Raw genomic sequence first — 25,154 nt, 5'->3', positions numbered from 1 at the left:
TCAGAAGCCCTGGAACAGCATGTCGAGCGCGGCCACGATGTCGTCGTGATGCCTGGAGATATTCAGTCGACTTTCGCCCAATTCCTTTGCCGGAACCGTGGCGATCAGATGGGTGGCCACAACCAATTTTCGCCCATTGATCTCGATGAGGGGATGGAGCTTTCGCATCGGCGGCGGCGTCATTGTTGTCGGAAGCAGCGGGATCACCACCCGTGTTCTAAAATCGTCGAGCAGGTCGGATTGGACGTCCAGCAAATAGCTGCCTTCGACCCGACCCGCGAAGACATCATAGCGTGCCATCAGAACTGCCGATGTTCTTCCAACGGAATACCGTGCTTTTCGACGTATTCGTTCCACGCTTCTATTGTGGCGCGATTCTCAAGTTTCCATAGTCGGGCTTTTTCGGCAGCCACCGCCTCTGCGATACCGGCTTCGGCGGCGCGCGAGACATTCACATCGAGTCCCTTGGCTTCCTTCATGAGCTTTGAGTCGATCGACAGATTTGCCGGCTGACGAACCGCATTCATAGCTATCTTTCGCATGATAACCTCCGCAGAATGCGCATAATGTATGCGCATTGTCGTGGTGGAGCAACGGCGAAGCGTCTACCCCTCCATCTCCTCGCGCAGCATTTCAAGTTCCAGCCATTCCTCTTCGAGCGCTGCCAGCGTGGCGCGCTCCTTGTCGAGCGCGGCGATGGTCTTCTGGAATGAGGCCGGGTCGCGCTCGTAATAGGCCGGGTCGGCGATATTGTCCTCCAGCCGTGATATCGAGGCGGTCACCGCGTCGATCTTCTTGGGCAGCGATTCCAGCGCGAATTTCTGTTTGAACGACAGTTTTTTCGCCGGGCCCTTCGGCGCAATTGCCTCGGTCCGGGCTGCCGCCGCCACTTCACTCGTCTCGGCCTTCGGCCGTGCCTTGCGGTCGTCCAGCCTGGTGCCGCCGCGCTGAGCCAGCATGTCGGAATAGCCGCCGGCATATTCGATCCAGCGGCCGCCGCCTTCCGGCGCGATCAGGCTGGTCACCGTGCGGTCGAGGAAATCGCGGTCGTGGCTGACCAGGATGACGGTGCCGGCAAAACCGGCGACCAGTTCCTGCAGCAGTTCCAGCGTCTCCATGTCGAGATCGTTGGTCGGCTCGTCCAGCACCAAAAGATTTGCCGGCCGCGCCAGCACACGGGCGAGCAGCAGCCGCGCCCGCTCGCCGCCCGAAAGCTCGCGCACCGGCGTGCGCGCCTGTTCCGGCTTGAACAGGAAGTCCTTCATGTAGGAGACGACGTGGCGCTGCTCGCCGTTGATGACAAGGTTCTCGCCGCGGCCGTCGGTGAGATACTGCGCCAGCGTCTCTTGCGGGTCGACCGCCTCGCGTTTCTGGTCGAGCGTGGCGATCTCCAGATTGGTGCCGAGTCGCACCGTGCCTGAGTCCGGCTTCAATTCGCCGGTCAGCATCTTCAGCAGCGTCGTCTTGCCGACGCCGTTCGGGCCGACCAGGCCGACGCGGTCACCGCGCTGGATGCGGGTCGAGAAACCCCTTACCACGGTGAGGTCGCCAAAGCTCTTCTCGATGTTCCTGGCCTCGATCACCAGCTTGCCGGATTCGGCGGCGTCGCTGGCCACCATGGTCGCCGCACCCTCGGCGCCGCGATGGCCGCGAAAGCGCTGGCGCATGGTCTGCAGTTCGCCGAGCCGGCGCATGTTGCGCTTGCGCCTTGCCGTCACGCCATAGCGCAACCAGTGCTCCTCGCGCACGATCTGGCGGCCAAGCTTGTGCTGCTCGCGCTCTTCTTCTTCCAGCACGGTGTCGCGCCATTCCTCGAAATGGCCAAAACCCTTGTCCAGCCTGCGGGTCTGGCCACGATCGAGCCAGACGGTGGCGCGCGACACGCGCTCGAGGAAGCGGCGGTCGTGCGAGATGACGATCAGCGCCGAAGAGGTGCGGGCAAGCTCCTCCTCCAGCCATTCGATGACCGACAGGTCGAGATGGTTGGTCGGCTCATCGAGGAGGAGAATGTCGGGCTCCGGCGCCATGACGCGGGCCAGGGCAGCACGGCGGGCTTCGCCGCCGGAGAGATCGTTCGGCCGTTCCTCGCCGGACAGGCCGAGATGCTCCATCAGATAGGTGGCGCGGTAGGGATCGTCGGCGGGTCCGAGCCCCGCCTCGACATAGGCGCGGACGCTGGCGAAACCATCCATGTCGGGCATTTGCGGCAGGTAGCGCACTGTTGCCGAAGGCTGGCGGAACACCTCGCCATCCTGCGGCTCGATCAATCCCGCAGCGATCTTCAGCAACGTCGACTTGCCCGAGCCGTTGCGGCCGACCAGAGCGATCTTGTCGCCCGCCGACGCCGTCAGTTCCGTCCCGTCGAGCAGCGGCGTGCCACCGAAGGTCAGTTTTATCCCGTCGAGATTGAGAAGCGGCGGCGCCATGTCAGCTTTCAGGTAGGGGGAATGGATGGGCGAGCAACAGCGCGCGGCCGCTGCCCAGCGCGACTTCGAGCCGGCCCTTGACCTCGTTGGAAATGGTCAGCGACGAGCCGAACGCCACCTCGACATGGTTCAACGGCCATTTGGCGCCGGTCACGGTCAGACCGGCAAGGTCGGAGAAGCCGAGAATCGAAAACAGCGTGCCGTCGGCGTAGTCGAAGCCGGCCTTTCCGGGAAGCAAGGGCACGCCTTCCTGTGCGCCACTGGTCAAAAGCACCTCTGTCCCTGCCTCGGCCAGCCGGACGCCGAGCGCCAGGTGCAGGAAGGCGTGGTCGGTGCGCTTGCCGCCGAACGCGCCGGCGAGCACGAGGCTGGTCGCGCCGCGTTCGAGCGCGGCGGCGATAGCCAGTTCGCCGTCGGTCTTGTCCTTTTCTGCCGGAAACACCTGGCGCGGCACGGCGGCGAGCTCGTCCGGCAAATCCGCCGGCACCGAATCGAAGTCGCCGACCCAGAGTTCCGGCGTCAGGCGCAGAGTCCGGGCATGGCTGATGCCGGCGTCGGCGGCGATGACACGCGTGCCTTCGACCTGGCGGTCGAGCAGCGGCGTGCGGATAAGGTCGCCGCCAAGCAGGATGGTGAATTTGCTCATATGCGTGGCCCTTACCAGCCCTGCTTGCGAAACGGAAGGCCGCGGTCTGGATGCCCGGCAAACTTCCGCTTGCGCCGCAGATGGGCCGGGCCTATGTGTCGAAGCGCTCTAACGGGGTGCTGGACGCGATCTTCGCGGACCGGCTGAGAGGCAACCTGCCAACCCGCTGAACCTGATCCGGTTTGTACCGGCGGAGGGATTAGACGTTTCGGACAACCCGACGCCTCAATTCCCTTCAACGCCAACGAAGGAGGCGCCGATGCGCACGTTTTTATACACACTTGTTTCGGCAGTGCTGCTCGCGGCGACCGTTCTCGCCGGCACCGGGCCGGCATCCGCGCAGGAAAAACTCACCGTCTATACCTATGAGAGCTTCACCGCCGAATGGGGTCCAGGCCCGGCGGTCAAGAAGGCGTTCGAGGCCGAATGCGGCTGTATTCTCGAATTCGTCGCGGTCGCCGACGGCGTCGCCCTGCTCAACCGCGTCAGGCTGGAAGGGGCCGCGACCAAGGCCGACATCGTGCTCGGCCTCGACACCAATCTGACGGCGGAAGCCAAGGCCACCGGCCTGTTTTCGCCGCATGGTGCCGTCATCGACGTCAAGGTGCCGGGCGGCTGGAGCGACGATATTTTCGTGCCGTTCGACTATGGTTATTTCGCCGTCGTCTACGACACCGAAAAGCTGAAGACGCCGCCGAAGAGCCTGAAGGAATTGGTCGAGGGCAATGCCGATGAAAAGATCGTCATTCAGGATCCGCGCACCTCGACGCCCGGTCTCGGCCTGCTGTTGTGGGTGAAGTCGGTTTATGGCGACAAGGCGCCCGAAGCCTGGGCCAAGCTTAAGGCAAAGGTGCTCACCGTGACGCCGGGCTGGAGCGAGGCCTACGGCCTGTTCACCAAGGGCGAGGCATCGATGGTGCTGTCCTATACCACGTCGCCGGCCTATCACATGGTCGCCGAAAACACCCAACGCTATCAGGCAGCGTCCTTCGACGAGGGCGCGTATCTGCAGATCGAGGTTGCCGGCATCACCAAATCAGGTGCGAAGAACCCGTTGGCGAAACAGTTCCTGACTTTCATGACCGGGCCGAAATTCCAGGATGTCATTCCCGAGACCAACTGGATGTTCCCTGCCGGCAAGACCGAGAAGCCGCTCAATCCGGCTTTCGACAAGCTCGTCAAGCCGACCAAGACGTTGCTTTTCAGCCCCGAAGAGGTCGCCGCCAATCGCAAGGCCTGGGTCGACGAATGGCTGTCGGTGATGAGCAAGTAGCTTGTGATTGAGAGATGATCACTCTACGGCGCCCGGGAACTCGGCCTCAGCCATATTTTCTGCTTCGACGATCGTTGAACTAGGCAGGGCGGCATGCGTACCGGATATCCTGCCGACCCCCGCGTCACCGCCGGCACAATTGCGCTTGCCGCTGTTGCGCTGCTGATCGGCGGCGCGTTCGCCGGGCTCATCGTCGAAGGCGCCCGCGATCCGTCCGGCGCCGCGTCGGCCTTCGATTCCTACCTCTTCCGCGTCGCCCGATTCACGTTGTGGCAGGCATTGCTGTCGACACTGCTCTCCGTCGTGCCAGCGCTGTTCGTGGCGCGGGCGCTGTCGCGGCATCCGCGCTTCTTTGGTCGCGGCCTGATCCTGCAGCTCTTCGCCGTGCCGCTCGCGCTGCCGGCCATCGTCGCAGCACTCGGGGTTCTGGCACTCTATGGCCGTGCAGGCTATTTTGCCGGCGTGCTCAGCGCGATCGGCGGTCAGGGCTGGCCGGGCATATACGGCCTGTCCGGCATCCTCGTCGCCCATGTCTTCTTCAATCTGCCGCTGGCCACGCGGCTGTTCCTCGAAGCGCTTGCGACAGTGCCGGCCGACCAGTGGCGGCTGGCGAGCCAGCTCGGCATGGGCGCCAGGCCCGCCTTCCGGCTGATCGAATGGCCAACGCTGCGCGCGGCGCTGCCGGGCGTCGCCGGGCTTGTCTTCATGCTCTGCATCACATCCTTTACCATCATACTCACGCTGGGCGGCGGGCCGCGTGCGACAACGCTGGAGGTCGCCATCTACCAGGCGCTGCGTTTCGATTTCGATCCTGCCCGCGCGGTGACGCTGACAGTGCTGCAGATCGCGCTGACCTTCGTCGTCGTGCTGGCATTGATGCGGCTCGGCGCCAATACCGTCGGCGACGCCAACCTGCCGGTGGCTTCGCGCCGCTATCTTTCGGCCGGCGCCGCTGAGACCGTGCTGAACGCAGCATTGATCATTCTCGCTTTGCTGTTCGTCGCCGGGCCGATGGCGGCCACGGTCACGTCAGGCCTTGGCGCCGATCTCGGCCGGCTGGCCGGCGAGAGCGCGGTGCGGCAAGCGGCGCTGACCAGCGCCGTGCTCGCCTTGCTGGCGGCGCTGCTTGCAGTGGCGCTGTCGCTGTCGCTGGTCATGGCACGCCGGGCGCTGGCCTTGAGGCGTCGCGTCGGCGCCAGGACGCTGCTCGAATACGCCACGGATACCGGCGCCGGCTTCGTCCTCGTCGTGCCGCCCGTCGTCATCGGCGCCGGCTGGTTCCTGCTCCTGCGGACCGTCAGCGACGTCTTTGCCATTGCCCCTGTCATGGTCGTCGCCGTCAATGCGGTGATGGCGATGCCGTTTGCCATCCGCGCCATTCGGCCCGGCTATGATGCGGCGAGCGAACGCCACGAACGGCTCTGTTTGCTGCTTGGCATTTCGGGCTGGAACCGTTTCCGGCTGGTCGACTGGCCGTCGCTGCGGCGGCCGCTCGCCACCGGTTTCGCGTTCGCGATGGCTTTGTCGCTCGGCGATCTCGGCGTCATTGCCCTGTTTGGCAGCGACTCCCTGCAGACGCTGCCTTATCTCCTGCTGGCCCGCATGGGCAGCTACCGCACGATGGACGCGGCCGGCCTGGCATTGCTGCTCGGCCTGGTCTGTCTCGCGCTTGTCCTGGCCGCGGACTGGCTGGGACGGGGAGAAAGATCATGATGCTCAACAGCGAAAACGGCACGGCTGTGCGGCTGGAAAAGGCCTCGTTCAGCTATGGCGAAGCGCCGTTTTTATTCGATGTCGAGTTCGCCGCCTCGAAGATCACCGCCATCATGGGGCCGAGCGGCTCGGGAAAATCGACACTGCTCAGCCTGGTGGCCGGCTTCGAGACGCCGCGATCGGGCCGCGTGCTGATCGGTGGCGGCGATGTCGGCGGCAAACCGCCTTCGGCGCGGCCAGTGTCGATGGTGTTCCAGGAAAACAATCTCTTCGCCCATCTTTCGGTCGAACGAAATGTCGGCCTTGGCCGCTCGCCGTCGCTCAAGCTGACCGAGGCCGACCACGCTGCAATCGCCGGGGCGCTCAAGCGCGTCGGCCTTGCCGGCAAGCAACGGCGCCTGCCGCGCGAACTCTCCGGCGGCGAGCGGCAGCGCGTCGCGCTCGCCCGCGTCCTGGTGCGCGACCGGCCGGTGCTCTTGCTCGACGAACCGTTCGCCTCGCTCGGACCGGCCTTGCGCGACGACATGCTCGATCTGGTAGCCGACCTCCAAGCGGAGCGGCGCATGACGGTGCTGTTCGTCACCCATCAGCCGGAGGACGCCCACCGTATCGGCCAGGACATGGTGTTCCTGGACAATGGCACGGTTGCCGCAACCGGGACTGTCGCCGATTTCTTTACCAAGGCTGGACCGGAAGCCTTTCGGCACTATATCGGTGCAGGTCCGTTTGGCGCAGGATCACGAGATGTTGCCCGGAAGCGGACATAATTTACGGCCAAACCGGCTTCAGGCGATGTGGCGTTTGCTTGCCATGGTCAAAGTAGTGTGGCTAGGTCCTCCGATACTGGTCCGGCATAGGTTGTGATTTGCCACTACGGTGCCATCCGCGCTCGTGGGCTCGAAGGACGCTGTGGCAGTTGATTTTGCGCATGATCTGAAAATCGATGCCCGATTTTCGGGCCATGTGCTGAGAGCCGAAAGGAAGCTGTTCTGCCGACCGGCACAGACAGAGTGAGAAGGAAACCGCTGGCGCGCTTCCTGGCGCTGGCCGGCTTTGCCATGGTGTTGGCAAGCTGCCAGATGTTCACGCCTCCGGACGTTCAGGAATCCGGCTTCCAGCCTTCCAGCAAACCGGTCACCGTCGACAATGTTGCCGCCAACAGCAAGGTCGCCGAAATGGCCAAGGCGCAGCATCCGCGCATCCTCGCGACCTATGGCGGCGAATATTCCGATCCCAAGCTCGAGCGCATGGTCGCCAAGGTCGTCGGCAGCCTGACGGTGGTTTCGGCCAACCCGAGCCAGACCTACCGCATCACGATCCTCAATTCGCCCAACGTCAACGCTTTCGCATTGCCTGGCGGCTATCTCTACATCACGCGCGGCCTGTTGGCGCTGGCCAACGATTCGGCCGAGCTCGCCGCGGTCATCGCGCATGAGATGGGCCATGTCACTGCAAACCACGGCTTGCAGCGCCAGCAGCTCGAGGCCGAGGAAGGCTTTGCGACAAAAGTCGTCTCGGATGTGCTCGGCGACAGCCCGACCGCCAAGGCGGCACTGATCCGCGGCAAGCTGCGGCTTGCCCAGTTCTCGCGCAATCAGGAGCTGGAGGCCGACGGCATCGGCATCAAGTCGATCGGCGAGGCGGGCTTCGATCCGTTTGCCGCCGGCCGCTTCCTGCAGTCCATGTCGGCCTACACCGATTTCCGCTCGATCAGCGGCGCCACCGACGCCAGCCTCGACTTCTTGGCAACGCACCCGAACACGCCGCAACGCATCGATCTGGCGCAGCGCCATGCCCGCCAGTTCGGCGCGCCCGGCGTCGGCACGCGCGACCGCGACGCCTTCCTCGCCGGCATAGACGGGCTGCTCTACGGCGACACGCCGGAGGAAGGCTATGTGCGTGGCGAAACCTTCCTGCATCCGGGGCTCGGCGTGTCGTTCTCGGTGCCCGACGGCTTCATCATCGACAACTCGGCCGCGGCGGTGACGGCAACCGGGCCGGGCGACATAGCGATCCGCTTCGACGGCGTTTCGATCGACAGGAACCGATCGCTGACCGACTACCTCCGCAGCGGCTGGGTGGCCGGTCTCGATGAAAGCAGCGTGCGCCAGGAAACAATCAACGGCAACGAGGCGGCGACGGCGCATGCCAGCGCCGAGGGCTGGCAGTTCGGCATCGCGGTGATCCGCGCCGGCGGCCAGGTCTACCGGCTGCTGACGGCAGCCCCCTCCGCCAGCACCTCGCTGGACGCGGTGGCGCGCTCGGTCAGCGGCTCGTTCCGGATCTTGAGCGCGGCCGAAAAAGCAGCGCTGAAGCCGCTGCATATCCGCGTCGTCACGGTCCGGCCCGGACAGACCATGGGTTCGCTCGCGGCGCAGATGGTCGGCGTCGACCGCAAGCTCGACCTGTTCAGGGTGCTCAATGCAATGTCGCCCGGCGCAGCCGTTTCGGCCGGCGACAAGGTCAAGATCATCACCGACAGATAGAGTGTGTCGATATTCAGGTGATGCCGGCCCGCAAACGGCAATTTCCTGCGCTTCCGACCTTCGCCGGCCGGAGCACTCATGAGCGGTCGCGGCAGTAAGGCTACGGCCGGCGTAGGCCGGTGCTCACGTACTTTATGTACGCTCCGCTCCGGTTCTCGGAAACCACCTGGTTTGGTCGCTTCGCGCCCGTCTTCGACTCCGACTCGTCCTAACCTGAATCGCAACACACCCTAGGCGGCGGTCGCCAGAAACTCGGGGTTTTGCTTTACCAGCGCTATCTTGAGCTTTTCCATGGCGCGTGCCTCGATCTGGCGGACGCGTTCCTTGGAGATGCCAAGCGCCTCGCCGAGGGCTTCGAGCGTCGCGCCCTCGTCGCTCAGCCGGCGTTCCTCGATGATCCTGAGCTCGCGGGCATTGAGCGCGCCGAGCGCGGTTTTCAGCCAGATAGAGCGGCGTTCGACATCGATCGTGTCACCCACGACTTCGTCCGGCAAAGGATCGTCCGAAACCAGGAAATCCATTCGCTCGGTGGCGCCCGCATCGTCGGCGAGCGGCTGGTTGAGCGAACTATCCGGGGCCGAAAGGCGCGAGTCCATCATCGCCACGTCGGCCTCGGAGACGCCAAGCGCCACCGACACCTCGCGGTAGAGCGAGGTGTTCGAGATCGGCTCGGCACCGTTCGCCAAGCGGGCGCGCAGGCGCCGCAAATTGAAGAACAGCGCCTTCTGCGCCGAACTGGTGCCGCCGCGCACGATCGACCAGTTGCGCAGGATATAGTCCTGCATCGAGGCACGGATCCACCACGTCGCATAGGTCGAAAACCGCACCTCGCGCTCCGGTTCGAAACGGGCCGCTGCCTCCAGCAGGCCGACATGGCCTTCCTGCACCAGGTCGCCGAGGGGCAGGCCATAGTGGCGGAACTTCGAGGCCATGGAAATAACCAGCCGCATATGCGCCATGGCGATTTGGTGCAGTGCCTGCTGGTCGTTGTCTTCCTTCCAGCGCAGCGCGAGAAGATGCTCCTCGTCGCGCTCGAGATAGGGGGCTTTCATCGCCGCGCGGACCATGGTTCGCCCTGCCGTATCTTCCATCATGCCACGCTCCCTGTTCCGGGCGTTGCGGTGCGATCGCTCGCCCCTGAGCTGGCATCGTGGTTGAATTGGCGACGCCGCGCCCTACAACAGCCAACAAACGTGCCACCCGCGCGAATGGTTCCGCCGCTGATGTCGCGTGGATTGCACTGTTCGAAAGCTCGATGCGGCGGTCGCTCCTCGGCCGGTTGGCGTGAGTCGATGTGGTTTTGAGAATTGGATTTCGAAAGTGTCTCATTTTTGAAATCTGGTTCCTTATTTCGCCAGGCTGCATCTGTCAGTTTCCGGCGCTCACAAATGCGCCGGACGCCGGCCCCGGACGCCGGCCAATGACGGGATCACAGAAAAATGAAATGGCTCAAATCGCTTATCGTCGCCGCAACACTGCAGGTACTGGCAGGCACATCAGGCCATGCCGGCGCCAATCTCGATCAGATCAAGCAGGCCGGTGTCTTCAAGGTCGGCACGGAAGGCACCTATGCCCCCTTCACCTATCATGATGCCTCGGGCGCACTGGTCGGCTTCGACGTCGAGATTGCCAAGGCGATCGCCGAGCGGCTCGGCGTCAAGGCCGAATTCCTCGAAGGCAAATGGGATGGGCTGATCGCCGGCCTCGACGCCGAGCGCTATGACGCTGTTATCAACCAGGTCGGCATCACCGAGGAGCGCAAGGCCAAGTATGATTTCTCCGATCCCTATATTGCTTCCAAGGCGGTGCTGATCGTGCGCGGCGACAATACCGACATCAAGAGCTTTGCCGACCTGAAGGGCAAGAAGGCGGCGCAGTCGCTGACCTCGAATTTCGGCAAGCTCGCCGAAGCGAACGGCGCCGAACTCGTCGGTACCGATGGTTTCGACCAATCGATCCAGCTGCTTCTTACCGGCCGCGCCGATGCCACCATCAACGACAGCCTGTCCTTCCTCGATTTCAAGAAGCACAAGCCCGACGCCAATGTGAAGATCGCCGCGCAGGAAGAAAACGCCGACTATTCCGGCGTCCTCGTGCGCAAGGGCGATCCGGAACTGGTCGCCGCCATCAATCGGGCGCTGGCCGATATCAAGTCCGACGGCACCTACCAGAAGATCGCCGACACTTACTTCGGCCAGGACGTTTCGAAGTAAGCGCATTTCCCGGAGCGGGCCGGTTGCCGGCCCGCATGGCCAAGTATCGCGGCGAGCCGTCTTTGACGGCCGCCGCTTTTGGCGTGATATGACGACTGTATGGTCGCGCCTCGATGCTGCCGGCCGATTTTTTGGGCGGCAATCTCGCAAGGAGAGTTTTCGTGCCGCACTGGCTGCAATTGATGCTGGATTCGTTGCCCACGCTGCTATGGGCCGCGCTGATCTTCACCGTGCCGCTAACGCTGCTGTCGTTCGCATTCGGTCTCTTCGTAGGACTGGTCGCAGCGCTCGTCCGGCTGTTCGGCCCGAAGCCGCTGGTCGCCGTGGTCCGCTTCTATGTCTGGATCTTCCGTGGCACGCCGCTTCTGGTGCAGCTCTTCCTGATCTTCTACGGCCTGCCCTCGGTCGGCATCCTGCTCGACGCCTTTTCAGCCGCGTTGATCGGCTTCACACTCAATATCGGCGCCTATACGTCGGAGATCATCCGCGCCGTCATAGGCTCGGTGCCGAAGGGGCAGTGGGAGGCGGCCTATTCGATCGGCATGACCTGGGGCCAGGCGATGCGACGCACTATCCTTCCACAAGCGGGCCGCGTCGCGGTGCCGCCGCTGTCCAACACCTTCATCTCGCTGGTCAAGGATACATCACTGGCCGCCGCCATCACGGTGCCGGAGATGTTCCAGGCGGCGCAGCGCATCGTCGCCACCACCTACGAGCCGCTGATCCTCTATGTCGAGGCGGCGGCTCTCTATCTGGCGCTTAGCTCGGTGCTGTCGGCGTTGCAGACGCGCCTGGAAAAGCGGCTCAACCGCTATGGCGGCTTCCTCGAGGCGCGCTCATGATCGGCCTCACCGACATCGAGAAGCGTTTTGGTGACAATCTCGTGCTGAAGGGCGTGACCGTCACCATCGAGGAAGGCAGCGTCACCGCCCTTGTCGGCCCCTCGGGCGGTGGGAAAAGCACGCTTCTGCGCTGTATCAACCTGCTCGAGATCCCGACCTCGGGCACGGTGCGCATCGGCGACGACGCGCTTGAATTCCACCCCGGCGGCAAGGTTCACGGCAGGGCCATCCAGCGCCTGCGGCTGCAGACCGGCATGGTGTTCCAGAATTTCCAGCTGTTTCCGCACCGCACGGCGATCGAAAACGTCATGGAGGGGCTGGTGACGGTGTTGAAATGGCCGGCCGGGCGAGCGCGCGAGCGGGCGCTCGCCCTGCTCGAAAAGGTTGGAATGGCGCACAAGGCCGACGCCTGGCCGGCGACGTTGTCAGGTGGCCAGCAGCAACGCGTGGCGATCGCCCGGGCGCTGGCGCCATCGCCGAAAGTGCTGCTGTGCGACGAGCCGACTTCGGCGCTCGATCCGGAACTGGCGCAGGAGGTGGTCGACGTGCTCGGCCAGCTCGCCAGCGAGGGCACCACCATGGTGATGGCGACGCATGATTTGCGCCTCGCCTCCAAAATCGCCCAGGAGGTGGTGTTCCTCGACGCCGGCAGCGTCGTCGAGAAAGGCCCCGCCGCGGTTTTGTTCAGCAATCCGGAGCGCCAGCGAACCAAGCGGTTTATCGCGACGCTGAAGCAGGAGGCAGAGAAGGAAACCGGTGGCGAAATTTAAGGCATGTCGCCCAAAAAGTGCATAGCGGTTTTGGGGTGACGATCACTAATGCAGGGCGCGCGGTGGTTTTGCGATCACGACATGCATAACAACAACAACCTAAAGCGCGTCGCATCCAGTCAAACGCGACGATCTTAGGAATAAAAAAACCCGGCGCGAAGCCGGGTTTTTTCAAATTCGAAGGCGAGAAGCGCTCAGGCTGCTTCTTCCTGCTCGGCTTCTTCGTTGTCGGCCTTGGCGCCGCGCTTCGGTCCCTTGTTGAGGTTCACCTCGATGAGGCGCACCGCTTCGGTTTCCGACATGCGGTTGACGGCCGCGATCTCGCGCGCCATGCGGTCGAGTGCCGCCTCATAAAGCTGGCGTTCGGAATAGGACTGCTCCGGCTGATTGTCGGCGCGGTAGAGGTCGCGCACAACTTCCGAGATCGAGATCAGGTCGCCGGAATTGATCTTCGCATCATATTCCTGGGCGCGGCGCGACCACATGGTGCGCTTGACGCGGGCGCGGCCCTGCACGACCTTCAGCGCGCGATCGACGTAATCCTCTTCCGACAGCTTGCGCATGCCGATGGAGGTCGCCTTGGCGACCGGAACCTTCAGACGCATCTTGTCCTTCTGGAAGTCGATGACGAACAGTTCCAGCTTGTGGCCCGCAACTTCCTGCTCGTCGATCGAGACGATCTGGCCGACGCCATGCGCCGGATAGACGATGTACTCGCCCGTCTTAAAACCGTGACGCGCTGCGCTGGACTTCTTCTGCGGGGTGATTGTTGCCATTACGCCATGAACTCCTTGGTGTGGAACCGGCATTCTGCCGGTCGAACTCGCGCGATCGGGTACCGATCGTTAGCCGCACAACTACGAACCCACCGGAAAAGCCGAGGGCGGCAAATCGCATAGTCGCGACTGCCTGCCCCAGATCACTCTGGTCCGGATTGAAAAATTCACCTTTCAGTGATTTGGGGCGTTTGCGCCATAAATCGACGTTGTGTCACCGGCATGTTTGGTTCGTGTAGCACAAAAAGTCGGAAGAATCAAGGTTTTGCTGCACGCGCGAAGGTCAAGCGCGATCTCCGCCTGTCAAGGCAGTTAACGTGCGGTGCCTGTCAGCACGCGTGATGCCGATCAAACCGGCGTCGCCGTTACGGTGCCACGCGCCCGTTTTGGACGCGCAAGGACGATGTGACACTTTGATCTGGCGCATGGTCCTTCCGAAAATCGATTTCGATTTTCGCGGTCGAGCGCTAGTCGCCCTGGCCGGGCTCGGGGGAAAAATATTTTTCGAACTTGCCGGCCTCGCCATCGAAGGATTTGGCGTCGGCCGGAGGCTCCTTCTTGGCGGTGATATTGGGCCATTTATCGGCGTACTCGGTGTTGATCTGCAGCCATTTGTCGAGCCCTGGCTCGGTGTCCGGCTTGATCGCGTCGGCCGGGCATTCCGGTTCGCAGACGCCACAGTCGATGCACTCGTCGGGATGAATGACGAGCATGTTCTCGCCCTCATAAAAACAGTCGACCGGACAGACCTCGATGCAGTCCATGTATTTGCATTTTATGCAATTATCGGTCACGACATAGGTCATCGGTCGGCTCCGGGACGTCCCCTTTTATCAGGGCGACGTGGCGTCCAATCGGACGCACAAGGTACGCTGTAACACTTTGAAACCACGCATCGTGCGCTTGGAAAATCGATATCGATTTTCGGGCCGATGCGGTAGGCTTTCTTGGTGAGGTAACGTCTTTGCCCGCAGCTTGCAAGGGCGGCCATTGCGTGTGATGCCGGTGTTTCCGGAATGGATTTCCAGCCGGCGATGCGACGAAAGCCGGTTATGCGTCAGTCGTCGCCGAACAACCGGTCGGTCTCCCGGCGTTCCTTCTTGGTCGGGCGGCCGCTGCCGGCATCACGCAGTGCGGGAATCGCATCGGCAACGGCCTCGCCCTTTGGTGCCGGCGGCGGCGAAATATCCTCGTAGAGCAAGCGCGCTTCCTCGGCGGGACCGCGCCGGCTGCCGGTGCCGAGCACCTTCCAGACGAAGATGCGCCGCTCGAGAGTGATGGTCAGGACGTCGCCGGCGCGGACCAGATCGGAGGCCTGCGCTGCTTTGTCGCGATTGATGCGAACGCGTCCGGCCACCACCAGCTTCGCCGCCAGCGAGCGCGATTTCACCGCACGCGAAAAGAACAGCCATTTGTCGATGCGCTGGCGGGCATCAGTGACCATCGGAGCGAACGAACTTACTTCTTCAGGTGGTCGCGCAACGCGGCGAGCTTGGCGAAGGGGGAATCCGGGTCGAAGCGCACCGGACGCTCCTCGCGAGGCTTCGGCTGGAACGCGGGCTTTCCACCAGGCGCGCCACCCTTGCCGTCCGGCCTGCCGCCTTTCCAGTCGGGCCGGCCTTCGCGACGATCGGGACGTTCGCCCTGCGGCTTGCCGTCGCGCCGTTCGCCTGGCTCGCCCTGGGGCTTGGGCTTGAACTTGCTGCGGTCGAAGCGCGGCTTGCCGGCGCCGTCGCCGTCGCGGCGTCCTTCACGGGCGGGCCGGTCGCCTGGAGCGCCGGCCTGCTGCCCGGCCTCTGCCGGCGCGTTGCTGCGGCCATCGCGCGCGGCTTGTCCGCTGCGCGGGCGATTGTCCCTGTCACGGGGCCGGTTGTCGTGGTGGCGGTGGCGTGGGCGCTGGTCGAAGCGGCCCTGCCGCCACAACAGGATGGGTTTTGGTTCTTCGGCCTCTTTCTCGGCCTCTGGAGCAGCCTCGCCGGTGGCGGCTTCCGCCGCCGCGGCAGGTTCGGCCGAGACTGCTGCCGTTGCGGGCGAGGCTTCGGAAGCCGGCTCCGCCTGTGCGACCTCAACCTCGGCGGTTTCGGGCGCTGCCTCTCGAGCTGCGGCTTCAGCTGCAGGCAGTGCCTCTACCGTGACCTCAGGCGGAGTTTGCAGCTGAGCTTCTGCGACAGGTTCCGCTTCGGCAGCGGGTTCCGCGAGAGCCTCCGCCGTGGCTTCTGCCACTGCATCCGGCTCAGAACTGTCGGCCGGCGCCTCGGCGGCTGCGTCGGCAATCGCGGCTTCAGCTGCCTTGGCCTGTTCGGCTTGTTCTTCCGCCGCCTGCTTGGCCGCGGCGGCTTCGCGCGCGGCATTGTCCTGTGCCTCGAGCCGTGCCTTCACCTCGACAGCCGGCTTCGGCTCGGCCCGGTAGCCGAGGCCTTTCAGAATCTCTTCCATGTCGTCGGCCGTGGCGCCGAGGATCGACATCATCGGCGGCGTCACCATGAAGGACTGACCATCATAGGCGCCATCAGGGCGCTGGCCGAGGCCCGGCTTCCAGTTGGTTGCTGGCCGGATCAGGTCGGCCAGCCGTTCGAGGATGTCGACGCGCACCGCGCGACGGCCGAGATTGCGGTAGCCGGCCAGCTTGTAGAAGGTCTTGTCGAAGGTGGGATCGATGACCACCGAGGTGCGGCCGGAGGCCAGCGCGTGAACCACGTCGCCAAAGCCAGGCTTGTCCTTGCCGTCGTTCTGCAGCGCCCACAACAGCGTCACCAGTCCGGCCGGAGCCGGCTTGATCAGCGCCGGCACGAAGACGTGGTAGGCGCCGAAGCGCACGCCGAGCCGGCGCAGGGCGGCGCGGCCCTCCTGGTCGAGCGACTTCATCTCCTCGGCGATGTCGCGGCGGTTGATGAGGCCGAAATTCTCGACGAGCTGGAAGGCGATGCCGCGGCCGATGCCGGTGATCTGCTCGGCGTTCTTGAGGTCGACCAGCGGCTTCAGCAGCGACTCGATCTGGAAATTGACGAAGCGCTCGGCGCGCGCCGCGACCTTGTCGCGGGCGGGACCGGTGAGCTGCTCGTCGGCCAGCAGCACCAGGCGCGGCTTCAACGGCTCGTCGCCTGCGACCAGCGTGCCGATTGGCGCGCCGATCCAGCGCAGCGTGCCATCGGAGCCGAGCGCGATGTCGCCGTTGGCCGAGGCGCCGAAGCGTTCGGCCCGCGCCTCGAATTCGGCTGCAAGCGCCTTCTGGGCTGCTGTGCGCACCGCCTTGGCGTCCTCGCCGCCGGCGCTTTGGTCCGCGGTGAAGCGGAACCCCTGCAACTCGCCGACATGATGGCCTTCGACAAGGACGGTTCCGGTTGGACTGATTTCGGCTTCAGGCATGGTATTTTCTCTAAGGCGCCGCATGAGGACGGAAGTCCTGCGGTCTACGAAGCGTTTCGTCAACCGCTCATGCAGCGCATCCGACAATCTGTCTTCGATTTCGCGCGTCTTTTCCTGCCAGTGTGCCTGATCGGCCAGCCAGCCGGGCCGGTTGGAAACGAAAGTCCAGGTGCGGATCTGGGCGATCCGGTGCGACAGCGTGTCGATGTCGCCCTCGGTGGTGTCGGCGCGGCGCACCTGCTCGGCCATGTAATTCTCATCGACATGGCCATGCCTGGCAAGGTCCATGTAGATCGAGGCGATCAGGTCGGCATGCTGAGCCGGCGCGATCTTCCTGTAATCGGGAAGGGCGCAGGCCTCCCACAACAGCGCCACGCGCCTGGCGTCGGTGGCAAGCGCCCGGATGTCCTCGTCGCGGGACAGATGTTCGAGCGCCTGCGCATCGACCGCCGGCAGCGCGCGCGTCAGGCCTTCAACCGGCGCGTTGGTCTCGATCGAGCGCTTCAGCGCGTCGAGGTTGGCGAAATCGAAACGCGCGGTGCGCCATTGCAGCACCTTCACCGGGTCGAAATCATGCGCTTCGATCTTCTTGACCAGTTCCTCGTCCAGTGGATCGACCTGGCCGGTGACGCCAAAAGTTCCGTCGCGCAAGTGGCGGCCGGCGCGGCCGGCGATCTGGCCGAGCTCGGCCGCCGTCAGGTTGCGATACTGGTAGCCGTCGAACTTGCGGTTCTGGGCGAAGGCGACGTGATCGAGATCGAGGTTGAGGCCCATGCCAATCGCATCGGTGGCAATCAGATAATCGACATCACCCGACTGGAACAGCTCCACCTGCGCGTTGCGGGTGCGCGGCGATAGCGCGCCGAGCACGACTGCCGCACCGCCCTGCTGGCGGCGGATCAGTTCGGCGATGGCATAGACCTCGTCGGCGGAGAAGGCGACGATCGCCGTACGTCGCGGCAGGCGGGTCAGCTTCTTGGAGCCGGCATAGGCAAGATGCGACAGCCGTGGCCGCGTCACCACCGACACCCCCTTCAGCAGACGCTGGAGGATGCCGTGCATGGTCGCTGCGCCGAGCAGCAGCGTCTCCTGGCGGCCGCGCAGATGCAGGATGCGGTCGGTGAAGATGTGGCCGCGCTCGAGGTCGCCGGCCAGTTGGACCTCGTCGACGGCAACGAAGGCGGCGTCGGTCTCGCGCGGCATGGCTTCCACGGTGCAGACCGAATATCTGGCGCCGTCGGGCTGGATCTTCTCCTCACCGGTGATGAGGGCCACCTTGTGAGCGCCGACTTTTTCGCAGACGCGCGAGTAGACCTCGCGGGCGAGCAGCCTGAGCGGCAGGCCGATAATGCCGCTTTCATGCGCCACCATGCGCTCGATGGCGAGATGGGTCTTGCCGGTGTTGGTTGGCCCGAGCACAGCGGTCACGTCGCGGCCTGACAGGATCAGTGGCTCAGTGTGTTTCGGCTGGATGTTCATCGACCTGGAAATTAAGGCTCTCTGCCTCGCGTTGTCGGGAGCACGCCCCGTGGTGGCGCGGGTGACAGCCGACACATAGGGATTTTGGGCGTGAAGCGAAAGCAGAATATTCCGATGGCAGCTCGAAGCCTTCCGTCGGCGTCGACATGCCGTTCCGCCGTTCCGATTTAACAGTTGGAACGAGTCTGGAACGAATCGGCTACGAATCGCTGACTCGCGCAGATTCAGGTTTTGTTCACGGCTACATCTGGATTTTTCGCCGGCGAGTCTCACCACATGCTGAATCGCCGAACTGGCCCGTTTCATGCAGGGCTGACGTCGCCGTTAACCTTTGCCGCTGAACGATCGACGCAGGTCGGCGGGCGTCATCCAACATACTGAAATTATTAATTCTTTCCTAACGCGCCTTAACCATTTGGGGATGTTTTCAGCCTTTGTCGTTAACGGTGCGCTCAAAGCCGGAACGAAACGGCTACGAATCGGCGCTGGCGCATGTTTCCCGGTTTGTTCACCCCAATATGTTGTGTCGTGAACAGGTTTTCCACCTGTTATCCACACGCCGTTAACAGGGTTTTGCACAGGCTGCACGGCCGCCGTTAATTTTTGCGTGCCGCTTCGGCACAAATCGGCGTCACGTCCGTTGGTCGGCGCAGTCGCTGCACGAGGACCAGAATGCCAGCCCGGCTTGTTCAAGGCGCATCCTCTCCCACGGCATAGCGCTGCAAAGTAGGGCCGACGTTCTGGACAATTTCGTCGTGCGACAGGGCGACGACGGGCGGAAGCCGCAGCAGGTATCGGCACATCGCCAGACCCAGCAACTGGCTCGAAACGAGCCCGGCCCGTCGACCCGCATCGGCGGGGTCAGCGACCGCCGCAATCACCGGCCTCACCTGGTTGCCAAATACGTCGCGCAATTTTTCCGCGGCGAATTCGTTCGACGTCGCCGAACGCAGCAGAATTGCCATGCCAGGGCCGCTGGCCGGGCCCTCCCAGACTTCAAGAAAACGCCTGATCAGCGTTTCGCCGATGGCGTTTCGGTCGATCACCCGCAGTGCTGGCAATTGCAGGTCGACGACCGCCGCCCTGGCGAACAGTTCGTCCTTGCTGCGGAAATAGCGGATCACCATGGCCGGATCGATCGAGGCATGCGCCGCGACGTCACGGATCGAGGCGCCTTCATAGCCGTGCTCGGCGAACAGGAGCTTCGCGGCCTCCAGGATTTTGGCGCGCGTGCGGTCCGACTTGCCGGTTTTTTTCGGCTGATTCTCGGTCATGAAATGCTTATGCCAACAGCCGTTGACAAATGCAATGGCTTCGCCTAGAAAGTCAACGATCGTTGATAAATGGAGAGAGAGATGTTGCCCGAAACCACGGAAGTCCTGATCGTTGGCGCCGGTCCGACCGGCATGGCGCTGTCCATCGTGCTGCACCAGGCCGGTGTCGATCATGTCCTGATCGATAGACTGGCGCAGGGCCTCCAGACCTCGCGGGCTGGCGTCATCCACGCGCAGACGCTGGAAACGCTGGAGCGTCTCGGCGTCGCGCAGCGGCTGAGCGAGTTTGCCCTGAAGCTGCAGAATTTCACCATCCGCGACCGCAACCGGGCGCTGCTCAAGCTCGATTTCAGCAAGCTTCCTTGGAGGCATCCCTATCTGATGATGCTGCCTCAGAACCTGACCGAGCAGGTGTTCGCCGAACGGATCGCAGCCCTGGGCGGCGTGATTCATCGCTCGGTCGAGGCCAAGGCAGTCGTTCAGGACGCTGACGGCGCACGCGTGACGGTGATCGAGAACGGCCGCGAGAGACCGATATCGGCACGCTACGTTGTTGGTGCCGACGGCATGCACAGCCTGGTGCGCAGGTCGACCGGCATCGAGTTCGGCGGCGCCGCCTATGACGCTTCGTTCGTACTTGCCGATGTTCGTCTCGACTGGCCGGTTGGGCCGACGGAAGTGTCGCTGTTCTTTGCACCGGCCGGGCTGGTGGTGGTGGCGCCGCTCCCGGACGGTTCGTACCGGGTCGTCGCGACAATGGATGACGCACCGGAAAACCCCGCGGTCACCGACCTCCAGGCGCTGCTCGACAGCCGTGGTCCGACCAAGAAAAGAACCCGGGTGCTCGACCTGGCGTGGAGCTCGCGTTTTCGCGTGCATCACCGCCTGGTCCGCTCGTACCGCAAGGACCGGCTGTTCCTTATCGGCGATGCCGCGCACGTGCACAGCCCGGCGGGAGGGCAAGGCATGAACACCGGCATCATCGACGCGGTCGTGCTTGGCCAGTTGCTTGGCGACGTGGTGAACGGCGTGCGCCCGGAAGCCGCGCTCGACCTCTACGAAACGCTGCGCCGCCCGGCGGCCCAGGAGGTGCTTGAACTGGCGGGCACGATGACCGAGATGGCGCTTTCCCGCAATTCGGTGAAGCGGTTCGTCCGCAATCTCGTGCTTTCGGCGCTGAACCTCACTCCATTTCTGAAGCGTCGCATCGCCTTGAAACTGTCGGGCCTCAGCCGGGCGTCGCTTGCCCGCCTGCCGCCACCTTCGCGCCAGCCGGGTCCAGTCGCCGCCCAGACCAAGCCGGCAGCCGAACCAGGGCTGAAGCGTGTCGCCTGACAGCCGGAATAATCCGGATCCCGGCCTCGAACTCGGCCGTGTGGGTGGTTAGACCCGTGCAACGGTCACCGGCAACAGGCCGACGCCTCAGGTGATATATTGGCCGCCATTGGCTGAAATGGTCGAGCCGGTGATGAAGCCGGCATCGTCTGACGCGAGGAAGACGACGCAGCGTGCGATCTCTTCCGGCTCGCCGAGGCGGCCGACCGGGATCTGCGGGATGACGCGCTCATTGAGCACCTTCTCGTCCATCGCCCTGACCATCTCGGTGGCGATGTAGCCGGGGCAGATGACATTGACGGTGATGCCGACCCGCGCCCCTTCCTGGGCGAGCGCCTTGGTGAAGCCGATATCGCCGGCCTTCGACGCCGAATAATTGACCTGGCCGGTCTGGCCTTTCTGGCCATTGATCGAGGAGATGGTGATGACGCGGCCGAACTTGCGGTCGCGCATGCCGACCCACAGTGGGTGCGTCATGTTGAAGACGCCGGAAAGATTGGTGTCGACGACCTCTTTCCACTGCTCGCGCGTCATCTTGTGGAACATGGCGTCGCGGGTGATGCCGGCATTGTTGACCAGAACGGAAACCGGGCCGAGATCGGCCTCGACCTGCTTGATGCCGGCGGCGCAGGCATCGTAGTCGGCGACCGACCATTTGTAGACGGGGATGCCGGTCTCTGCCTTGAATTTCTGCGCCGCTTCGTCATTGCCGGCGTAGTTCGCGGCGACCTGATAGCCGGCGGTTTTCAGGCCGATCGAGATCGCGGCGCCAATGCCGCGCGACCCACCGGTGACGAGTGCTACCTTTGTCATAATATCCTCCCTTTTTCTCGATCGGCGGGCGGCGAACGGAAACGCTCTAACGGCGGAGCCTGTTCGCCACCGACTGTTTCACGGCTTGCTCGCTCCGTCTTGACGGCGCTTTGCAGATGACTTCACAGCGCTTCCACGCACATGGCGACCCCCATGCCGCCGCCGATGCACAGTGTGGCAAGGCCTTTCCTGGCACTTCTGCGGCGCATCTCGTAAACCAGCGTGTTGAAGATGCGGGCCCCGGAGGCGCCGATCGGATGGCCGATGGCGATGGCACCGCCATTGACATTGACGATCGACGGATCCCAGCCCATGTCCTTGTTGACGGCGCAGGCCTGGGCGGCGAAGGCTTCGTTGGCCTCGATCAGATCGAGATCGCCGACCGACCAGCCGGCCTTGGCCAGCGCCTTGCGCGAGGCGGGAATAGGCCCGGTGCCCATGATCTGCGGATCGACACCCGCGGTCGCCCAGGACACGATGCGCGCCAGCGGCGTGATGCCACGCTTTGCGGCTTCCGCTTCGGTCATCAGCAGCACCGCGGCGGCGCCGTCATTGATGCCGGAGGCATTGGCGGCGGTCACCGTGCCGTCCTTGTCGAAGGCCGGTCTCAGCTTGGTCATCGCCTCGATCGTGGCGCCGTGGCGGATATATTCGTCCTGGTCGACAATGGTGTCGCCCTTCTTGCCCTTGACGGTGAAGGCCACGATCTCGTCCTTGAATTTGCCGGCCTTCTGCGCGGCCTCTGCCTTGTTCTGGGAGGCCAATGCGAGCTGGTCCTGGTCCTCGCGGGTAATCTGGAACTGGCGAGCGACGTTTTCGGCCGTGTTGCCCATGTGGTAGCCATTGAAGGCATCCCACAGCCCATCCTTGATCATGATGTCGATCATCTTGTAGTCGCCCATCTTGACGCCGGCACGCAGGTGTTGAGCGTGCGGGGCCAGCGACATCGATTCCTGCCCGCCGGCGACGATCACCTTGGCATCGCCTGTCGCGATCTGCTGCATACCGAGAGCAACAGCGCGCAGACCTGAGCCGCAAACCTGGTTGAGGCCCCAGGCGGTGGTTTCCTTTGGCAGGCCGGCTTCGATAGATGCCTGGCGGGCGGGGTTCTGGCCCTGAGCCGCGGTCAGCACCTGGCCGAGGATGACCTCGTCGACTTCCGCCGGCTCGACACCGGCACGAGACAGCAACTCCTTGATGACGACGGCACCAAGCTCATGCGCCGGCGTGGCGGCGAAGGCGCCGTTGAAGGAACCGACGGGCGTGCGCGCCGCACTGGCGACAACGATGGCAGCGGACATGTTCTTCTCCACACTTCGAGGTATCGAGGTTTTGGTATCGCAGTTTGTATCGTCAGGGCTTTTCTTGCCCTTTCAATGATCCAAGTCAAACCGGAAATGGGCATACCGGCCATGCGCCGCAAGCAGGTTGCGCATCGTGGTGGATACAGCCGGCCCATTGCTGCGCAGCATTTTTAGCCCGCCGTGCAGCATTAATTGATGCCGCACTGCACAAACCGCTTGGAATTGTGACGCTTTTGCGCATATCCTTGAAAAGGCGCAATCGTTACCGGCAGCTTACCTCAAGTGCGCCGGTGTCCCGGGAGGATGCTGATGGCCGCGAAAGACGAACCGATTATCATCAAGAAATATGCCAATCGCCGCCTCTACAACACCGGCACCAGCACCTATGTGACGCTCGAGGACCTTGCCGAAATGGTCAAGAAGGGCGTGGAGTTCACCGTCCAGGACGCCAAGACCGGCGACGACATCACCCATCCGGTGCTGACCCAGATCATCTTTGAACTGGAGAACAAGGAAGGGCAGAACATGCTGCCGATTCCGTTCCTGCGCCAGTTGATCGCTTTTTACGGCGACCAGATGCAGATGATCGTGCCGAGCTTCCTCGAACAGTCGATGATCGCCTTCTCGAAGGAGCAGGAACGCTTCCGCGAGCAGATGAAGGGTGCGTTGGGCAAGTCGCCGCTGGACATGATGAAGATCGCCACGCCGATCAAGGCGCTGGAAGAGCAGACGCGCCGCAATATGGAGATGTTCCAGAACGCCATGCGCCTGTTCACGCCATTCCCACCCGCTGGCCCACCCGCAGGCTCGAATGGCACTTCCGCAGCGCCGGCGGAGCCGGCCAGGAAAGAGACGTCGGAAAAGCCCGACGACCTTCAGGAACTGAAGGAACAGATCGCCGCCATGCAGCGCAAGCTCGACACGATGTCGTGATCGCCGGCCGGACCAAGCCCGGCCGAAATCTCTCATCAGCAGGCCGTATCAGAAATCTCCGCTCGAATGAGGCTGAGTCCCCCGACCCGCGCTATTTCGTCGTCACCGTCACCAGAGCCGTAACGGGTTTGCCGTCGACGAGAATGGGCTTGTGATGATCATCGGCAAGCAGGACGCCGATCACATGCTTGCCGGCGGCATCCGGGCAATGGCCGAAACGAGCCTTGACAAGATCGCCGCCAAAGTCGCTGTTCATGCTGTTGTACGGCTTGCCGGGGATGTTGCAGGTATCTCCGGCGGGATCGATCTTCATATGCAAATGGCCGCATTGGCTAACGCCGTCGCATTCACCCGCTGGCAGAAGCGTGAAGTTGCTGCTGACGACGACGCCTATCGCCTTCTCTGGGTCATTGCCGAGTTCGATGACCGAACCGGCCGCCGGCCAGACGATTTGCAGGGTTGGCCGATCTTCGGCCTGGGCAGACCCGAGCGACAGTAAAGAGAAAGCAAGGGCAGTCGTTGCGATGATGCGAAGCATGATAACCTCCATTGATGTTGTAATCACTGATTACATATGAAACGCATGGACGCAAGAAAATAATCAGTGATTACATGTCGGCGTCGTGCTATTGGCAGGCATGACCAGCCCCCCGGATTCCGGCGAAGCCGCCAACCCCAAGCGCTATCATCACGGCAATCTGGTCGAGGCCTTGATCGCTGCTACCGTAGAGATCATCGAAGAGCGCGGAGCAGAGCATGTCTCGGTGCGCGAGGCGGCAAAACGTGCCGGCGTTTCGCCCGGCGCGCCATTCCGGCATTTTCGGTCGAAATCAGCACTGCTGACCGCCGTCGCCGAACAGGCGATGAACCGGCTTACCGAGGCCGTTGCCGATGCGCAGTCCAAAGTCGGCAGCGCAGATCCCATTGTGGCCTTCGAAGCGATCGGGCAAGGCTATCTGGAGTGGGCGATCAGCAATCCCACGCATTTCCAGATCATCAGTTCTCGAACGCTGATCGATTTCGACGCGTCGGACAGTCTTCGTGATCAGAATGAAGCCGTTCGCCGGAAAATGATCGCCCTGCTGACCCAAGCGCAACAACAAGGTCGGCTGGCCCCGGACACCGACTTCGATCATCTGGTGCTTGCCGCCCGCGCATTTGTCTACGGCCTGGCACGCATGGCGATCGATGGTCATTTCCCGGAGTGGCATCCGTCCGAGCCGCCATCGCTCGCCGTACGGAAAGCTCTGCGTCTTTTCATCAGCCAGATGACGAATCCCGAAACGCAATCTCACGAGCGCCCTGAAGTGGCTTCCGGGGATCGCTGACAAAACTGTCTTCGCACTGCAAAACCTGTCTTCGCACTGGTGTCAGGCGCACAGCTTCGAGTGAAGGGTGTCCTCTTTCATGACAAAAATTTCATGTCATCGCCACTGAGTGCCGCTGTTTTTGCGCCACACGAGACATATATGCTGCGCTGCAATATGGTCCGTTAGCGCCGTAAT

General features: G+C 63.3%; 24 protein-coding genes and 1 riboswitch. Of the genes, 10 read left to right on the top strand and 14 right to left on the bottom strand.

The genetic code is table 11. The features are described 5' to 3' along the window. From BLT09_RS12530 to BLT09_RS12515, 4 genes are all read right to left on the bottom strand, one after another. Entirely contained in the window at positions 1-300 is a 300-nt protein-coding gene (locus BLT09_RS12530; RefSeq protein WP_091593383.1) for a CcdB family protein, read from the bottom strand. Further along, on the bottom strand, positions 300-542 hold the full coding sequence (locus tag BLT09_RS12525; RefSeq protein WP_091593381.1) for a type II toxin-antitoxin system CcdA family antitoxin: 243 nt from the start codon (positions 540-542) through the stop codon (positions 300-302). The genes BLT09_RS12530 and BLT09_RS12525 overlap by 1 nt, the downstream gene beginning before the upstream one ends. 63 nt (positions 543-605) lie before the next feature. Beyond that, positions 606-2,426 carry an ABC-F family ATP-binding cassette domain-containing protein gene (locus tag BLT09_RS12520; protein WP_091593376.1) on the bottom strand — a complete coding sequence of 607 codons (1,821 nt, stop codon included), beginning with the start codon at positions 2,424-2,426 and terminating at the stop codon, positions 606-608. A gap of 1 nt (position 2,427) precedes the next feature. Next, positions 2,428-3,072 carry a thiamine diphosphokinase gene (locus tag BLT09_RS12515; RefSeq protein WP_023803904.1) on the bottom strand — a complete coding sequence of 215 codons (645 nt, stop codon included), beginning with the start codon at positions 3,070-3,072 and terminating at the stop codon, positions 2,428-2,430. A 102-nt stretch (positions 3,073-3,174) separates the two neighbouring features. Further along, positions 3,175-3,288, top strand: a riboswitch (TPP riboswitch). A gap of 43 nt (positions 3,289-3,331) precedes the next feature. Between BLT09_RS12515 and thiB the strand changes: the two genes are divergently transcribed. The 4 genes from thiB to BLT09_RS12495 all read left to right on the top strand — a co-directional run bounded on the left by thiB (position 3,332) and on the right by BLT09_RS12495 (position 8,544). Further along, positions 3,332-4,345 carry a thiamine ABC transporter substrate binding subunit gene (gene thiB, locus BLT09_RS12510; RefSeq protein WP_091593374.1) on the top strand — a complete coding sequence of 338 codons (1,014 nt, stop codon included), beginning with the start codon at positions 3,332-3,334 and terminating at the stop codon, positions 4,343-4,345. Between the two features lie 93 nt (positions 4,346-4,438). Then, positions 4,439-6,058 (top strand): thiamine/thiamine pyrophosphate ABC transporter permease, encoded by a 1,620-nt coding sequence (thiP, locus tag BLT09_RS12505; protein ID WP_091593373.1) that lies wholly within the window; start codon positions 4,439-4,441, stop codon positions 6,056-6,058. After that, entirely contained in the window at positions 6,055-6,825 is a 771-nt protein-coding gene (gene thiQ, locus BLT09_RS12500; protein WP_091593371.1) for a thiamine ABC transporter ATP-binding protein, read from the top strand. Before thiP ends, thiQ begins: the two co-directional genes overlap by 4 nt. A gap of 291 nt (positions 6,826-7,116) precedes the next feature. Beyond that, on the top strand, positions 7,117-8,544 hold the full coding sequence (locus BLT09_RS12495) for a M48 family metalloprotease (RefSeq protein ID WP_167366415.1): 1,428 nt from the start codon (positions 7,117-7,119) through the stop codon (positions 8,542-8,544). A gap of 230 nt (positions 8,545-8,774) precedes the next feature. On the opposite strand, the gene BLT09_RS12490 is transcribed toward BLT09_RS12495, so the two are convergent. Further along, positions 8,775-9,638: an RNA polymerase factor sigma-32 gene (locus BLT09_RS12490; protein ID WP_091593367.1), complete on the bottom strand. Its 864-nt coding sequence runs from the start codon at positions 9,636-9,638 to the stop codon at positions 8,775-8,777. Between the two features lie 345 nt (positions 9,639-9,983). On the opposite strand from BLT09_RS12490, the gene BLT09_RS12485 reads away from it, so the two are divergent. From BLT09_RS12485 to BLT09_RS12475, 3 genes are all read left to right on the top strand, one after another. After that, positions 9,984-10,757 (top strand): amino acid ABC transporter substrate-binding protein, encoded by a 774-nt coding sequence (locus BLT09_RS12485; RefSeq protein WP_027152931.1) that lies wholly within the window; start codon positions 9,984-9,986, stop codon positions 10,755-10,757. Between the two features lie 161 nt (positions 10,758-10,918). Beyond that, positions 10,919-11,599, top strand: a complete 681-nt coding sequence (locus BLT09_RS12480; protein ID WP_023803896.1) for an amino acid ABC transporter permease — start codon at positions 10,919-10,921, stop codon at positions 11,597-11,599. Beyond that, complete coding sequence (locus BLT09_RS12475) at positions 11,596-12,369, top strand: amino acid ABC transporter ATP-binding protein (RefSeq protein ID WP_091593365.1); 774 nt, start codon at positions 11,596-11,598, stop codon at positions 12,367-12,369. Before BLT09_RS12480 ends, BLT09_RS12475 begins: the two co-directional genes overlap by 4 nt. 194 nt (positions 12,370-12,563) lie before the next feature. Here the strand turns inward: BLT09_RS12475 and BLT09_RS12470 are convergent, their stop codons facing one another. From BLT09_RS12470 to BLT09_RS12445, 6 genes are all read right to left on the bottom strand, one after another. Next, positions 12,564-13,145 (bottom strand): CarD family transcriptional regulator, encoded by a 582-nt coding sequence (locus BLT09_RS12470; protein ID WP_027152934.1) that lies wholly within the window; start codon positions 13,143-13,145, stop codon positions 12,564-12,566. Between the two features lie 467 nt (positions 13,146-13,612). Next, positions 13,613-13,951 (bottom strand): ferredoxin FdxA, encoded by a 339-nt coding sequence (gene fdxA / locus BLT09_RS12465; protein WP_023803892.1) that lies wholly within the window; start codon positions 13,949-13,951, stop codon positions 13,613-13,615. Positions 13,952-14,202: 251 nt separating this feature from the next. After that, complete coding sequence (locus tag BLT09_RS12455; RefSeq protein ID WP_091593362.1) at positions 14,203-14,589, bottom strand: RNA-binding S4 domain-containing protein; 387 nt, start codon at positions 14,587-14,589, stop codon at positions 14,203-14,205. A 14-nt stretch (positions 14,590-14,603) separates the two neighbouring features. Next, a complete protein-coding gene (locus tag BLT09_RS12450) occupies positions 14,604-17,990 on the bottom strand; it encodes a helicase-related protein (RefSeq protein WP_091593360.1) in 3,387 nt (1,128 codons plus the stop codon). A 324-nt stretch (positions 17,991-18,314) separates the two neighbouring features. Next, positions 18,315-18,683, bottom strand: a complete 369-nt coding sequence (locus tag BLT09_RS33660; protein WP_139172591.1) for a hypothetical protein — start codon at positions 18,681-18,683, stop codon at positions 18,315-18,317. Beyond that, positions 18,680-19,438, bottom strand: coding sequence for a TetR/AcrR family transcriptional regulator (locus BLT09_RS12445; RefSeq protein ID WP_236473465.1), 759 nt, complete (start codon positions 19,436-19,438; stop codon positions 18,680-18,682). The genes BLT09_RS33660 and BLT09_RS12445 overlap by 4 nt, the downstream gene beginning before the upstream one ends. Here BLT09_RS12445 and BLT09_RS12440 point away from each other — a divergent pair. After that, a complete protein-coding gene (locus BLT09_RS12440; protein ID WP_236473460.1) occupies positions 19,397-20,599 on the top strand; it encodes an FAD-dependent oxidoreductase in 1,203 nt (400 codons plus the stop codon). The genes BLT09_RS12445 and BLT09_RS12440 overlap by 42 nt on opposite strands. Positions 20,600-20,686: 87 nt before the next feature. Here the strand turns inward: BLT09_RS12440 and phbB are convergent, their stop codons facing one another. Then, the gene (phbB, locus tag BLT09_RS12435) at positions 20,687-21,412 is read right to left on the bottom strand and encodes an acetoacetyl-CoA reductase (RefSeq protein WP_091593354.1); all 726 of its coding nucleotides are present in this window, start codon (positions 21,410-21,412) and stop codon (positions 20,687-20,689) included. A 122-nt stretch (positions 21,413-21,534) separates the two neighbouring features. Beyond that, the gene (locus BLT09_RS12430) at positions 21,535-22,713 is read right to left on the bottom strand and encodes an acetyl-CoA C-acetyltransferase (RefSeq protein WP_091593553.1); all 1,179 of its coding nucleotides are present in this window, start codon (positions 22,711-22,713) and stop codon (positions 21,535-21,537) included. A gap of 312 nt (positions 22,714-23,025) precedes the next feature. On the opposite strand from BLT09_RS12430, the gene phaR reads away from it, so the two are divergent. Further along, positions 23,026-23,649, top strand: coding sequence for a polyhydroxyalkanoate synthesis repressor PhaR (phaR, locus tag BLT09_RS12425; protein ID WP_091593551.1), 624 nt, complete (start codon positions 23,026-23,028; stop codon positions 23,647-23,649). A 91-nt stretch (positions 23,650-23,740) separates the two neighbouring features. On the opposite strand, the gene BLT09_RS12420 is transcribed toward phaR, so the two are convergent. Next, positions 23,741-24,187 (bottom strand): hypothetical protein, encoded by a 447-nt coding sequence (locus tag BLT09_RS12420; protein WP_091593549.1) that lies wholly within the window; start codon positions 24,185-24,187, stop codon positions 23,741-23,743. Positions 24,188-24,287: 100 nt separating this feature from the next. Here BLT09_RS12420 and BLT09_RS12415 point away from each other — a divergent pair, with 100 nt between their 5' ends. Continuing rightward, positions 24,288-24,977 (top strand): TetR/AcrR family transcriptional regulator, encoded by a 690-nt coding sequence (locus BLT09_RS12415; RefSeq protein ID WP_091593352.1) that lies wholly within the window; start codon positions 24,288-24,290, stop codon positions 24,975-24,977. Positions 24,978-25,154 lie beyond the last annotated feature (177 nt).

This window comes from Mesorhizobium muleiense (assembly GCF_900099905.1).
Taxonomy (GTDB): Bacteria; Pseudomonadota; Alphaproteobacteria; order Rhizobiales; family Rhizobiaceae; genus Mesorhizobium; species Mesorhizobium muleiense.
The sequence above is the reverse complement of the archived record's forward strand: the minus strand, read 5'-3'. Positions and strand labels throughout refer to the sequence as shown.